The organism is Pseudomonas sp. G166, assembly GCF_037027455.2.
In the GTDB taxonomy this organism is placed as follows: Bacteria; Pseudomonadota; Gammaproteobacteria; order Pseudomonadales; family Pseudomonadaceae; genus Aquipseudomonas.
The window spans coordinates 5,296,480-5,310,439 of the sequence record NZ_CP146985.1 but is presented as its reverse complement, the minus strand read 5'-3'; the positions used below and the strand labels follow the sequence as shown (position 1 = coordinate 5,310,439).

The following is a 13,960-nucleotide window of genomic DNA, read 5'->3' as shown; positions in this document are numbered from 1 at the left end:
CGAAGGAAATCATCATGGCCACTTACAAGAAAGCTGATGCCCGTGCCTGGGCGCGTGAAAACCTGGTGGGCTGCTCGGCAGTCACCATTCCAAGCTTCAGTGCTGATCTCAAGCGGCTCAATGAGCGCGGCATACGCCACGACGTAGAACACACGGTTGGGCTGGGCTACAGCAGCACATTGCTGTGCAGCGAGCTGGCGATCTCTGCCCAGGAAAACGCGCAATTCACCGCTTGGGCCCGTGAGTCGGGGAAAGACCTGATCCTGTTTTTCCACGCGGCGTTTGGCACGCTGGCGGAGAACATCGAGGCAGTGAAGCTCGCCGAGAATGCCGGTGCCGACATCGTCCTGCTCTCTTATCCACCGCAGTTCTGGCCGACCAACGAGCAGGAAATCTACGACTACACCAAGTCATTGTGCGACGCGACGGAGCTTGCCGTCATGCTGTTCCCGATTCCGCTATGGGGCTTTGAGCGCGTGCATCCAGCGGGGATGTCGTTGGAGTTGGTCCGTCGTCTGTTGGCCGATTGTCCGAATATCGCGGCTATCAAATCGGAGCAAGGGTTTCCGCTGCCGGCGGGCATTTGCGAGATGTATTACCACTTCCGTGATCAGGTCGTGATCAGTTGCCCGATCGAAGGTGATGCCATTCCCTTGATGAGCCTGATGAAGCTGCAGTTTTCCGGCACCAGCAACACCGCCTGGATGAGCGATTACTACCCGAAGGCTTTCGAACTGGCGCGCACCGGGCGATTCGAGGAGGCGATGGAGTTGTATTGGAAGGTCAATCCGGCACGCAGCGCCAACGGCGCCGCCGCTCAAACCTATGCCGGCGGTACCGGGGTGCTCAACCGCACGATGTGGAAATACCAGGACTGGCTCGCCGGTTTCAACGGCGGCCCCCTGCGTGCCCCGGCGATGCGTGTGCCGGATCGCTTGATGAAATCCCTGCGTCAAGGGCTGGTTGCCGCGGGCCTGCCGGTGACATCCGATCCCGATAGCGCCTTCATGATCGGGCGTCACCCTTGCTGATGATGAGGATTGCCAAATGAAGCATTTATTGAAAGATCCCACGCTGTGGCGTACTGGTGCCTACATCGCGGGTGAGTGGTTGAACGAGACGCCGCACGGTCAGTACACGCTGCGTAATCCGGTGGATCAAACGGTGCTCGCCGAGCTGCCGCGCTGCCGCGTGCCCGAGGTCCGCCGGGCAATCGATGCAGCGCATGAGGCCTTTGGTCCGTGGCGACGCTTGACGGCCAAACGCCGTGGCGAGGTGTTGCGCCGCTGGTATGAGTTGATGGTCGAACACCGTGAGGACATCGCCACGCTGATTACCCTGGAGGAGGGTAAGCCACTGGAGGAGGCCCGTGGTGAAGTCGATTATGCCGCCTCTTTCGTCCGCTGGTTTTCGGAAGAGGCCACGCGTGTGCGTGGTGACATGATCCCCGGTGTGAAAGACACCCAGCGTATCGTCTCATTGCGCGAGCCCATCGGGGTCTGCGCCGCCATAACGCCGTGGAACTTCCCGGCCGCCATGATCACCCGCAAGGCCGCTCCGGCGCTCGCCGCGGGCTGCACGATGGTGGTGAAACCGGCAAGCCAGACGCCGATGACGGCGCTAGCCCTCGCCGAGCTTGCCCAACGTGCCGGAGTGCCGGCGGGTGTCTTCAGCGTGATCACCGGTAATGACACCCGGGATATCGCCGGCGAACTCACCGCCAACCCACTGGTGCGCAAGCTTACGTTTACCGGTTCCACTGAAGTGGGCCGGCTGCTGTTGGCGCAAGCGGCGCAGACCGTCAAGAAATGTTCGATGGAGTTGGGCGGCAATGCACCCTTCATCGTCTTTGACGATGCAGACCTTGATGCGGCTGCCGACGGAGTGATGTTGGCCAAGTTTCGCAACAGCGGCCAGTCGTGCATCGGCGCGAATCGGGTGTTGGTGCAGGCTGGGGTTTATGACGCACTGGCCGAGCGCATTGTCGAGCGCGTGGCACGGCTTACAGTAGGCAACGGTCTGGAACCCGGTGTGCAGGTGGGGCCGTTGATCGACGAAGCCGCGGTACAGAAATCCCAAGCGCTGGTCGACGATGCGCTGGCGCAGGGGGCGCGGCTGTTGGCCGGCGGTAGCCGTCATGCAATCGGTGGCGGGTTCTTCCAACCCACGGTGCTTGCGGATGTGACGCATACGATGAAGGTTGCCCGGGAGGAGATCTTCGGCCCGGTCATGCCGCTGTTGCGTTTCGAGACGGATGACGAGGCGATCACCATGGCCAACGACAGCGAGTATGGCCTTGCTGCCTACTTGTTCAGTCGTGATGCGGCGCGAATCTGGCGTAACGCTGCACGCATTGAATCAGGCATGGTCGGGATCAACTGCGGGTTGATCTCGAATGAGGTCGCCCCCTTCGGTGGCGTGAAGCAGAGCGGTCTTGGGCGGGAAGGATCTCATCTGGGTATCGACGAGTTCCTTGAGGTGAAATACCTCTGCTGGGATGGCTTGGAAAGCGTTTGAGCCAACGCAGTTAAAGCCCCTGGAGGCTCGCTCCCACATTGGGTTCACGGGTGTTCACAACAGCTGCACACGACACAAAACCTGTGGGAGCGAGCTTGCTCGCGAAGGCGTAGGCACATCCAGCATCACCGCAAACTGACCCTCTGCTTTCGCGAGCAAGCCCGCTCCCACATTGGGTTCACGGATGTTCACAGCATTTGCACACGACACAAAAACCTGTGGGAGCGAGCTTGCTCGCGAAGGCGTAGGCATATCCAACACCACCGCCACCTGATTCTCCGATGCCCCCGCGATACCCATCTTCTCCAGCGATACCTCGGATTGTGGAAAGCGATTTCAGCGCGGATAGCCGATTCGATAGTCTCGTTGTTGCTCCGGCTTTGTCAGTCGGAATTTTATGAACTTGCGGCAGTGAGTCGATAGCGCTGCAGAGCTCGTCGGTGCGCCATGCAATGTCAGCCCGATTGAAATAAGAATAATTAGGAGAGCGTGATGAGTGCAGCAGTCAATAAGGTCCTGATCGTCGGAGGCGGTTTTTCCGGCATGACCGCGGCGATCCAGCTTGCCCGTCAGGGCGTCGAAGTCGACCTGGTCGAAATAGATCCTTTGTGGTGTCCCCTGGGGGCAGGTATTACGCTCAGTGGGCCGACGTTGAGAGCGCTCGATACAGTCGGAATCCTTGAAAGGGTGGCCAGCGAAGGGTATCTGTCGACCGATTTCGATGTGTTTTCACCCGCAGGCGACCTGATCGTACAGTTGGCGCTGCGACCTCCGGTCAGCCATAAACCGATTCCCTGTGGTGGCGGCATCCTGCGCCCGGTGCTGGCGCGAATCTTTGCCGATAAGACCCGGGAAGTCGGCACCAACGTGCGCCTGGGCATTACGTTCGCCAGCGTCGTCGAGCGTGGTGATGGCGTTGACGTGTCTTTCACCGACGGCACCTGCGGTCGCTATGACCTGGTCATTGCCGCCGATGGCGTGCATTCGCATATGCGAAAGGACTTTTTTCCAGAAGCACCCTCGCCAAAACCCATTCACCAGAGTGTCTGGCGTGCGGTGCTCAAGCGTCCGCCGGAAATCGTACGCCCCAGTCATTGGTTGGGACGCACCAAGGTCGGCGTCAATCCGATATCCGAAACGCACATGTACATGTTCCTCATGGAAAACCGCGAGTTTTCCGAGTGGATTGATCCGGTCAATTGGGCAAGCGAAATGGCGCGTCTTCTGGCTGAGTTCCCCGCACCGATCCTGCAAACGCTCGTGCCGCAACTGTACGAGCCGGGCGCCAATATCGACTACCGTCCACTGGCCAATCTGTTGGTTCCGCTGCCCTGGCATAAAGGCCGCATCGTGATGATCGGGGACACGGTGCATGCCACCACGCCACATCTGGCTTCCGGGGCTGGGATTGGAATCGAGAGTGCCATCGTGCTTGCCGAAGAACTGTTCGCCGATAGCGATCTACAGGCCGCCCTGAGCCGGTTCGAAGCGCGGCGTTGGGAACGTTGCCAACTGGTGGTCGAGAATTCCGCACGGCTGTGCGAGATAGAAAAAAGTGCCGGTGACAAGGAAGAGCATGCTCAGATCATGCGAGATTCCACGGCTACGTTGGCTGAGCCTATCTGAGTCAAATGAGTCGCTGTTCTACATCCGCTGCGCAAAACCCGCGTTGAAGTGATGTAGAACAGCCGCCCCATCGATCAAGTTGTTACTGGCTCAGGTCCATAATGACCACTTCTTTGACATACACAAAAAAGGACTCTGATGCCAGCGCGACCCCTTCGTCAGAAAGTTGTTGGAACAGTGCTCGCTGATACTGGCGAAAGATAGAGAAGTCGGCTTCATGTTCAAACCACATGCTGCTAGCCCCTTCGTATACCGCGATGTTTGGCCCGAAATAGGAGGTCACTCTGTCACCTTCGGGCAGGTACCTGGAACGAACATGCCGGCGTAGGACATTTTGAAAGTTTGGGTATTGATTGGCGATCGCATCGTGCGCCACATCCCATGCGGTGAAAAAGCTATCCAGGTTCACCGCGGGGTTCTTTTTCAGAAAGATCATCGCCTTCCATTGGAGGGGCGTGGTACCTGTGCTGGAGGTCTCTACTTCATCCATCAACTGAGCGGCCTGGTTGGCCAGGTCAGCGAAATTTTTTGCGTCAGGTCCAACGGTTTGTTGGGTATAGGGATCACTGAAGGTTTGGATCAAACCTGACATGTCGTCAAAAAATAACTCGGTGATGGAGTCTCTGTGAAAGCCTGTTGCGTAGGTCATGTCGGCGTCAACGCCGAAAGCAGAGTCGATGACATGATTTTGCACGTATCGTTTGACACCTAAAGGTTTGGCTCGGGCGATTTTTCCATGCTGGTGCTCTATATAATCCAAAAACTCAGCATGTGTCATTCCGGGCTTCCGGCGTACGGCGGCTAGCATTTTAATCATGATGACTCTCGCGTCTGGGAGGGTTTAATTGAATTGTTCTTGTCGTTCTAAACACCGAGGCGTGTGGTTTTCTAGAGGTTGGCTCCACCTTAGGTTTTTTAGAAATAAAAGATAAGGCCAACGTTGCCTGGCAAACCAATCGGTGTTTCTGCTGGCAGGTATCACTAAAAAACATGCATGACGATTGAGTTGCTGGTGTGGGCCTGCCGCGCCGTCCGGCGGGGCGCTGTGACGTTTCGCTAAATCCCCTCGCCACAGCAGCAATGCCCGGCTCGCTGCTTCATTCGTCCGGAGGAAGGCAACCGCTCGGCAATCTTCATCAAACTGTCACGTAACTGTGGCAGCGCGCTTGAACAAACTTCATCAGACTCGCGCTCTACTGGGGTTCTGCGTTTCGGTGTTTCTTCATGCGTGTATTCATTTTCCTGGCCGCGTTGTTGTTCGGCCTGCCGTCGATGGCGGCTTCTCGGTGTGACGTCAACGTTGCGACCCAACGGGTCGATCTGGATCAGGTTAGCCTGGCGTACCAGAGCATTGGTCGTGCCTCGGATCCGGCGTTGCTGTTGGTGATGGGGCTTGGCGGGCAATTGATCCATTGGCCGGATGAGGTGGTGGTTGCCCTGTGCGAGCAAGGTTTCCGGGTGATCCGCTACGACAACCGCGATGTCGGCTTGTCCACCTGGCGCCAGGCGCCCGGCAGCGCCAACCTGACCTTCGAAGCCTTGCGCTACAAGCTCGGCTTACCCGTGGCCGCGCCTTATACCTTGACCGACATGGCTGACGACGGGTTGGGGCTGATGGACGCCTTGCACGTGCAAAGCTTCCATATATTGGGGGCCAGCATGGGCGGGATGATCGCCCAGCACATGGCGGCCATGGCGCCCGAGCGGGTCGAAAGCCTGACCTTGATCATGACCAGCTCCAGCGCCGCCGGCCTGCCCGCACCCAGCGAAAGACTGGTGCAACTGTTGTCCCGGCGCGGTGCGCCGAATCGCGAGATGGCCCTTGAACAGCAGGCCGACCTGCTGGCCGCCCTGGGCAGCCCGATGGTGGTCGACGACCGTCAGGCGCTGCTGCATCAGGCGGCACTGGCCTATGACCGGGCTTTCAACCCTGAGGGCGTGAAGCGCCAGATCATGGCAATCATGGCTGAGCCGAGCCGGGTGGCGTTGCTCAACCAGCTGCGGGTACCGACCCTGGTCGTTCACGGCACTGCTGACCCGCTGCTGCCGGTGATGCATGGGGTGCATCTGGCGGCGCATATCCAAGGCAGCCAGTTGAAGTTGATCCCGGGCCTGGCCCATCGTTTCCAGGATGCGTTCAAGGCGCCGTTGCTGGGGGCGGTGTTGCCCTATCTGAAGCAGCACCGCGAAGACACCTCGCATTGGGCGCAGATCGAACCGGTGCAGGCGCCGAATTTGCTCTGATTTGATCGTTCCCACGCTCTGCGTGGGAACGCATCCCTTGACGCGCTGCGTCACCTTCCAGAAGCGGAACGCGGAGCGTCCCTGGCAGCATTCACACGCGGGGCGTAGGAACGATCGAGATTCCTGCCTCTACCGCGCCTGAGCCTGCTCCACCAACCACTCCATCAATTCCTGCAATTGCGCCGAGGCCTGGGGTTTGCGCGGGTACACCAGGTGATAGCCCAAGCCGGTCTTGACCTTCAGCTCGAACGGCATCACCAGCCGCCCTGCGCTCAGGTCGTCGCCGATCAGCGACCAGTCGCCAATCGCCACGCCCGTGCCCTGGGACGCCATGGACATTGCCAGGTCCAGGGTTTCGAAATGCTGGCCTTTGTTGAGATTGCTCAAGTGCACGTCGGCAACCTCCAGCCAGGCGTTCCAGTCGCGCTCGTCACGGGTGGGGTGCAACAGCAGGTGTTGTTGCAGGTCGGCGGGTTCACGCAGCGGCACGGCGCCCTCCAGGACCGGGCGGGAACACACGGGCGTCAGTTGTTCGTCGAACAGGTGCAGGCACCCCAGTGAGGCGTCGGGTGGCGGGCCATAGATCACTGCGGCGTCGAAGGCTTCGCGCTGGAAGTCCACGCCGTGCCTGGCCGTGGTAGTCAGTTCCACCGGCACGTCCGGGCGTTCCTTCTGCCATTGCAGCAGGCGTGGCAGCAACCAGCGCATCACGCAGGTCGGGGCCTTGAGTTGCAGGCTCTGACGTTTTTCGCCGATCTGCTCCACCGCCTCGCCGATCAGGCTGAACACCTGCTGCACCCGAGGCAGCCACGCCTGGCCCTCGGCGGTCAGGCTCAGTCCGCGGGCCTGGCGCTGGAACAGTGCATAACCCAAGTGATCTTCCAGCCCGGCGATCTGCCGGCTCACCGCGCCCTGGGTAATGTGCAGCTGTTCGGCGGCCCGGGTGAAGTTGCAGCATTGGGCCGTGATCAGAAACGTGTGCAACGCCGGCAGTGGGGGAAGTCGTTTCATTTCGGATCCAAGCCATGACGTGAAGACATGGCTAGTATGACTTTTTATCCATTGTTGCCGCTATGGTCGGACCGTTCCAATAACGCCATTACCAAAGATAAAAAGGGCTCGCAGCGCATTGCGCGGGGCCCCGTCCAAGACAAGAAAAAGGGCAGTGGCAATGGCAACGTGCGGCGAAGTATTGGTCAAGTTACTCGAAGGCTATGGCGTGGAGCAGGTGTTCGGCATCCCTGGCGTGCACACCGTCGAGTTGTACCGCGGGCTGGCCCGTTCCAGTATCCGCCATGTGACCCCGCGTCATGAACAGGGCGCAGGCTTCATGGCCGACGGTTATGCCCGGGTCAGCGGCAAGCCCGGCGTGTGTTTCATCATCACCGGCCCCGGCATGACCAATATCACCACCGCCATGGGCCAGGCCTATGCCGATTCGATCCCGATGCTGGTGATCTCCAGTGTGCAGTCGCGCAGCCAGTTGGGTGGAGGACGCGGCAAGTTGCATGAACTGCCGAACCAGAGTGCATTGGTAAGCGGGGTGGCGGCGTTTTCCCACACGCTGATGTCCGCCGCTGAATTACCCGCCGTGCTGGCCCGGGCTTTTGCCTTGTTCCAGGCTGGGCGTGCGCGGCCAGTACACATCGAAATTCCGTTGGACGTTTTGGTCGAGGACGCCGATGCCTTGCTCGCCAGCGTGCCGGTGAACATCAGCCGCGCTGGCGCTGCACCCAATGCCGTGGAGCAAATGACGGCCATGCTGGCATCGGCCAAGCGGCCCTTGATCCTGGCCGGTGGCGGCGCCCTTGACGCGGCGGTCGAATTGAGCGAACTGGCCGAACGCCTCGGCGCGCCGGTAGCGTTGACCATCAATGCCAAGGGGCTGTTGCCATCCCGACATCCTTTGCTGATCGGCTCGACCCAGAGCCTGGTCGCCACCCGGGCGTTGGTGGCCGAGGCGGATGTGGTGCTGGCCATCGGCACCGAACTGGCCGAAACCGACTATGACATTACCTTTGCCGGCGGCTTCGAGATCCCCGGTGCGTTGCTGCGTATCGACATCGACCCGGACCAGACCGTGCGCAACTATTCACCGCGCTTGGCCCTGGTGGCCGATGCACGTACGGCTGCCCGGGCCCTGCTCGACGGGTTGAACGCGCACCCCTTGGCCGAGCGCTGCGGCGATTGGGGGCCGGCGCGCGCTGCGCGGTTGCGGGCCGATCTGGCAGGGAGCTGGGACGCTGCGGCTCGCGCTCAGACGCTATTTCTCGACACCGTTTTGCAGGCGCTGCCCGACGCGGTATTCGTCGGCGACTCCACCCAACCGGTGTACACCGGCAACCTGACCTTCAACCCGGAACAGCCACGTCGCTGGTTCAACTCGTCGACCGGCTACGGCACCCTCGGCTATGCGTTGCCGGCGGCCATCGGCGCCTGGCTCGGGGGCAAGGACCTGGGGCACGGTCGCCCGCCGGTGGTGTGCCTGATCGGCGACGGCGGCTTGCAGTTCACCCTGCCGGAGTTGGCCTGCGCGGTGGAAGCGCGGACCCCGGTGATCGTGCTGCTGTGGAATAACCAGGGTTACGAAGAGATCAAGAAATACATGGTCAATCGCGCCATCGAACCGGTGGGTGTGGACATCTACACCCCGGATTTCATTGGTGTCGCCAAGGCCTTGGGCTGCGCGGCTGAAACCATCGACGGCGTGGCGCAACTGTACGCCGCGTTGCTCGCCGCTTGCGACCGGCAGGGGCCGACGCTGATCGAAATCGATCAGGCACGCTGGATGGCTGAGGTGTCGAAATGAGTGTGCTCACAACGCAAGACGGGCTGTACATCAACGGCCAATGGTCCGCAGGTGAGCAACCGCTACGGGTGATCAATCCGGCGACCGAGGCACTGCTGACCACTGTTTATGGCGGCGATGAACACGCCGTCGATCAGGCCTTGGAGGCCGCTACCCAGGCTTTCGGCCCGTGGTCGAACACTTCTGGCCGCGAGCGCGGTGCGCTTCTGCGCCGTATCGCCGCCGGCGTGCGGGAGGCGCGTGAGCGGTTGATGCACCTGCAATCGAGCAACAACGGCAAACCGCTGTTCGAAGCGGCCATCGATGTCGACGATGTGGTTGCCACGTTCGAGTATTACGCCGAACTGGCCGAAGGCTTGGACGTTCGGCAAGACAGTCCGCTGGCATTGCCCAGCGCTGATTTCAGCGCACGTCTGCGCCGCGAGCCCTGCGGTGTGGTCGGCTTGATCGTGCCGTGGAATTTCCCGATGGTCACCACCGCCTGGAAACTCGCCCCGGCCCTGGCTGCCGGCTGCTGTGTGGTGCTCAAGCCCTCGGAAGTCACGCCGCTGCCGGAGCTTGCGCTGGCGTCGATCATCGCCGAATGCGGCTTGCCCCACGGGGTGTTCAATCTGGTCTGTGGCACCGGCCTGGCTGTCGGAGCGCCGCTGGCGGCGGACCCGCGTGTAGCGAAGATTTCCTTCACCGGCAGCAATGCGGTGGGTGTGCAGGTTATGCAGCGGGCGGCGGAAACCGTCAAGGGCGTAAGCCTGGAATTGGGCGGTAAATCGTCTTTGCTGGTGCTGGCCGATGCCGACTTGGACCTGGCGGTGGAACTGGCCTGCGGCGGCGGTTTTTTCAATGCCGGGCAGATGTGTTCGGCCACCAGCCGCGTACTGGTCGCCGATGAACTGGCCGATGAGTTCCTGCAGCGGCTCAAGACCCGCGCCGAGGCGATCCGCGTGGCCGACCCGTTCGACGCGGACGTGGAGATGGGTGCGTTGGTCAACCAGGCGCAATACCAGCGCGTGCTGGGGCATATCGACCGTGGCTTGAGCGCCGGGGCGACGCTGGTGTGTGGTGGACAGCGGCCCGCGCATCTGCCGCGCGGCTTTTTTTTACAGCCGACCGTCTTCACCGATGTGCCCCTGGACAGTGCGTTGTGGTGCGAGGAGATCTTCGGACCCGTGCTGTGCGTACGCCGTTTCAGCACCCAGGCGCAGGCCATCGCCCTGGCCAACGACAGCCGTTTCGGCCTGGTGGCCAGTGTGGTCAGCCGTGATACGACGGCTGCCGAACAGGTGGCCAACGCCTTACAGGCAGGGTTGGTGTGGATCAACGCCCCCCAGGTGATTTTCCCCCAGGCAGCTTGGGGTGGTTACAAGCAGAGCAGCCTTGGCCGCGAATTGGGGCCTTGGGGATTGGCGGCGTTTCAGGAAATCAAGCATGTGATCCGGGCGGTCTGACGGCACGTTATCAGGTCACGCATGCCTCGAAAAAAGGCATGCGCCAGGAACATGGCTTCAATGAGTTTTTTTCGATAGTCAGGGATTTTGCACAACCCCAGGATGGCCGCAGGCGGCGGCAGAGCCCAAGCAGTACGGGGCTTTGCTCGATGTCGAACGGTGCGGGCGCAGCGGTTTTTACCCACCTCATACTTAAAAGAATAAAGGGAGTCCTCCATGGGCGAGCATGATCTGAACAGACGTCAATTCATCAAGACTGCAAGTGTGGTTTCGGTAGCGGCGGCCGCCATGAGCGTGCCCTTCATCAGCGCCCGGGCCAGTGACACGCGGTTCGTCGGCAAGACCCTACGCCTGCTCACGTGGTCCGACGACACCGGGCTGGCGGCGTTGCGCAACATCGCGGCAACCTTCGAGGCCAAGACCGGGGCCAAGGTCATAGCCGACCGCACCGGCAGTACTTCGGAAATGGTGGCCAAGCTCAAGGCCGGTGGCGACCGGCCGCAGTACGACATCATCACCCTGGCTGGCGTCGGCGCCGAGGGCCTGGCCGTCGCCGGGTTGCTGGAAAAGCCTGACCTCAACCGTATTCCCAACCTGGCCGATGTGCCGGCGCAATATCGCACGGGCGCTGGTGGCCATGGCATCGGTTACCTGCTGTGGTGCAACAGTCTGGTCTACAGCACCCGAACCTTGAAACAGGCGCCGGACAGCTACGCCGCACTGTGGGACGCGGACCTGGCCCCGAACATTTTCCTGCCGCCGCCGAACTGGACCGAGGCCATGGACCTGATCATCATCGCCGCCAAGCTGGCCGGTGGTGACGAACACAATATCGAACCCGGCTTCAAGAAACTCGCCGAGCTCAAGGACCGGGTGGTGACCCTGGGGGAAAACCCGAACCAGATCGCCGAGCTGTTCCGTACCGGTTCCCTGGACATGGGGGGCTTGTACGCGCCGGCGTTTTTCCCCAAGCAGATCCGCGACCCGGCCTACGGCCTGGGGGCGACGTTTGGCATGAAGGAGGGGTTCTACACCGACCTGATGCTCTCGGTCATGCCGAAAAACCGCCCGGGTGACACTGACCTGGCCTACGCCTTCATCGACCACTCCCTCGACCCGCTGGTGCAGGGCAAGATGGCCGAAGACATCTTCAACGGCCCGGTCAACGCCAAGGCCATCATCTCCGCCGAAGCGCGCAAGAGCCCGTACATCCTCACCCCGGAGCAAATTGCCGACAAGGCGATCATGCACGACAACGCCTTCCTGGCGACGGTGCATGACCAGTGGATTCGCCGGTACACGGAAATCTTCTCTTCCTGATTCGAGCACCACTGGGTATGTGCATGGACTCTGTCTCCACCGCCGATCCACTGTGGGAGCGAGCTTGCTCGCGATAGCGGTGGGTCAGTGATGGAGATATTGCCTGGCCGAATCCATCGCGAGCCTGCTCGCGATAGCGGTGGTTCAACTGATGGAGATATTGACTGTGCTTGCTCCCACAGGGAATTGAGATGTGTGTTTGTTCTGTCGTTTTCCACTGACGAGACCTTGCCATGGAACACCAACCGTTAACCCATCCCCAGAGTGTTGCGCCCATGCGTCCAACCCGGGGCATTTCACCCACCAGCCGAGCCTGGCTTTTCCTGTCGCCGTCGATGTTGTTTCTCGGTGTGCTGATCGCTGCCAGCCTGTTGGTGCTGCGCATGAGCGTCGGCACCAAAGGCGCGGAGTGGAGTGGTTTCAGCCTCGCCAGTTACGGGCAGTTGCTGGAGCCCTATTACCTCAAGTCCCTGCTGCTGACCTTGCGCCTGGCATTGATTAGCGCGGTGATCGCCGTACTGTTGGCGATCCCCGTGGCCTACACCATGTCGCGCTTGGCTTCGCCGTTGTTGCGGCGGGTGTTCCTGGCGGCGGTGCTGCTGCCGTTGTTGGTCAACCTGCTGCTGCAAAGCTATGGCTGGCTGGTGATCCTCGGCCCGGCCGGCATGCTCAACCAGGCACTCATGGGCCTGGGCCTGATCAAGCGGCCGATCATGTTGCTGTACAACCAGAATGGTGTGTTGATGGGCCTGGTTCAGACGGCTTTTCCGCTGGCCGTGCTGCCCATCGCCAGCGCCATGCGTGGCGTTACCCGTAGTTATGAAGAGGCCGCCGCCACCCTCGGCGCCAGCCGCTTCCAAGTGTTTCGCCAAGTGGTGCTGCCCATGAGCTTGCCGGGGATTATCACCGGCGCGACGCTGGTGTTTGCCTACAACGCCAGCAGCTTCGTCGTGCCGCTGCTGCTGGGCGGTCGACGGGTGCCGATGCTGGCGGTGATGGTTCACGACCAGATCGCCCCGTTGATGAACTGGCCCGCCGCGTCCGCCGCCGGGGTGGTGCTGATTGTCACCACGTTGATGATCATGACCCTGTCCGAATATTTCACCGGCCGTCGTCGGCGGATGCTGGAGGCCTCTCAATGAGCGTGTCGGGTAAAAAACACCAGTCGCTGTTGCCGGGTGAAACCGGGCGTGCAGTGGGGCTGCTATCGGGTTTCATCCTGTTGCTGGCGGTATTGCCGATCCTGACCATGATCGTCATGTCCTTCAGCGGCGCCGCGAACCTGGACTTTCCGCCGAGCAGCTACAGCCTGCAATGGTATCGGGCCGCCTGGCACACTTTCGTATCGCCGGATGCCAGCGACGTGTTGAGCCTCGGCCAGGCGATGGGAACCAGCCTGCTGGTGGCCTGCCTGACCATGCTGTTCGCCACGCTGATCGCGGTGCCGGCGGCCTATGCGCTGACCCGTTGCGAGTTCCGTGGCAAGGCTGTGGCGCTGCAACTGATGTCGCTGCCACTGGTGTTTCCCATGGTGGTGTTGGGGTTGGCGCTGCTGCTGGTGTTCGACAGCCTGCCGTTCCAGATGACCACATCGCGGCTGGTCATTGCCCACGTCATTTTGGCCTTGCCGTTCGTGGTGAAGAACTGCACCGCCGCCATGCTCGGCATCGGCAGTGAAGTGGAAGAGGCCGCGCGAATGTTGGGGGCCACACCGCAGCGAGCCATCGTCGATGTGGTGGTGCCGTTGATGAAATCGGGGATTCTCGCCGGGATGCTGCTGGCGTTCATTGTCTCGTTCAACGAATTCACCGTGACCTATTTCCTCTACACCATCGATGTCATGACCGTGCCGATCTGGATGTACAGCCGCACCGTGTCGTCGCTGGACCCCACCGTTTTTTCGTTTGCCGTGCTCATCGTGCTGATCGACTTCGTGCTGATCTGGGCGTTGGAGAAACTGGTGGGCGAGGGCGGCGTTTCCTTTTGATTTCGAGGTGAA

11 protein-coding genes are annotated in these 13,960 nt (G+C 61.0%); 9 read left to right on the top strand and 2 right to left on the bottom strand.

Annotated features, from left to right (window positions below; all coding sequences use genetic code 11):
- Positions 1 to 14 precede the first annotated feature (14 nt).
- From SGN16_RS23475 to SGN16_RS23465, 3 genes are all read left to right on the top strand, one after another.
- On the top strand, positions 15 to 1,031 hold the full coding sequence (locus tag SGN16_RS23475; RefSeq protein ID WP_210640520.1) for a dihydrodipicolinate synthase family protein: 1,017 nt from the start codon (positions 15 to 17) through the stop codon (positions 1,029 to 1,031).
- Positions 1,032 to 1,047: 16 nt separating this feature from the next.
- Complete coding sequence (locus SGN16_RS23470) at positions 1,048 to 2,517, top strand: NAD-dependent succinate-semialdehyde dehydrogenase (RefSeq protein ID WP_335945110.1); 1,470 nt, start codon at positions 1,048 to 1,050, stop codon at positions 2,515 to 2,517.
- Positions 2,518 to 3,009: 492 nt separating this feature from the next.
- Entirely contained in the window at positions 3,010 to 4,143 is a 1,134-nt protein-coding gene (locus SGN16_RS23465; RefSeq protein ID WP_335945109.1) for an FAD-dependent oxidoreductase, read from the top strand.
- Positions 4,144 to 4,225: 82 nt separating this feature from the next.
- Here SGN16_RS23465 and SGN16_RS23460 read toward each other — a convergent pair whose 3' ends face one another.
- On the bottom strand, positions 4,226 to 4,960 hold the full coding sequence (locus tag SGN16_RS23460) for an EthD domain-containing protein (protein ID WP_210640513.1): 735 nt from the start codon (positions 4,958 to 4,960) through the stop codon (positions 4,226 to 4,228).
- 407 nt (positions 4,961 to 5,367) lie between these two features.
- Here SGN16_RS23460 and SGN16_RS23455 point away from each other — a divergent pair, with 407 nt between their 5' ends.
- A complete protein-coding gene (locus tag SGN16_RS23455; RefSeq protein WP_210640512.1) occupies positions 5,368 to 6,387 on the top strand; it encodes an alpha/beta hydrolase in 1,020 nt (339 codons plus the stop codon).
- A 129-nt stretch (positions 6,388 to 6,516) separates the two neighbouring features.
- On the opposite strand, the gene SGN16_RS23450 is transcribed toward SGN16_RS23455, so the two are convergent.
- The gene (locus tag SGN16_RS23450; protein WP_210640505.1) at positions 6,517 to 7,398 is read right to left on the bottom strand and encodes a LysR substrate-binding domain-containing protein; all 882 of its coding nucleotides are present in this window, start codon (positions 7,396 to 7,398) and stop codon (positions 6,517 to 6,519) included.
- 160 nt (positions 7,399 to 7,558) lie between these two features.
- Here SGN16_RS23450 and SGN16_RS23445 point away from each other — a divergent pair, with 160 nt between their 5' ends.
- From SGN16_RS23445 to SGN16_RS23425, 5 genes are all read left to right on the top strand, one after another.
- Positions 7,559 to 9,196: a 5-guanidino-2-oxopentanoate decarboxylase gene (locus SGN16_RS23445; protein WP_335945156.1), complete on the top strand. Its 1,638-nt coding sequence runs from the start codon at positions 7,559 to 7,561 to the stop codon at positions 9,194 to 9,196.
- Positions 9,193 to 10,641, top strand: coding sequence for an aldehyde dehydrogenase family protein (locus SGN16_RS23440; RefSeq protein ID WP_335945108.1), 1,449 nt, complete (start codon positions 9,193 to 9,195; stop codon positions 10,639 to 10,641). The genes SGN16_RS23445 and SGN16_RS23440 overlap by 4 nt, the downstream gene beginning before the upstream one ends.
- A gap of 216 nt (positions 10,642 to 10,857) precedes the next feature.
- Positions 10,858 to 11,961, top strand: coding sequence for an extracellular solute-binding protein (locus SGN16_RS23435; protein WP_210640501.1), 1,104 nt, complete (start codon positions 10,858 to 10,860; stop codon positions 11,959 to 11,961).
- 233 nt (positions 11,962 to 12,194) lie between these two features.
- Positions 12,195 to 13,103, top strand: coding sequence for an ABC transporter permease (locus SGN16_RS23430; protein WP_335945107.1), 909 nt, complete (start codon positions 12,195 to 12,197; stop codon positions 13,101 to 13,103).
- Positions 13,100 to 13,948, top strand: coding sequence for an ABC transporter permease (locus SGN16_RS23425; RefSeq protein ID WP_335945106.1), 849 nt, complete (start codon positions 13,100 to 13,102; stop codon positions 13,946 to 13,948). The genes SGN16_RS23430 and SGN16_RS23425 overlap by 4 nt, the downstream gene beginning before the upstream one ends.
- Positions 13,949 to 13,960: the final 12 nt, after the last annotated feature.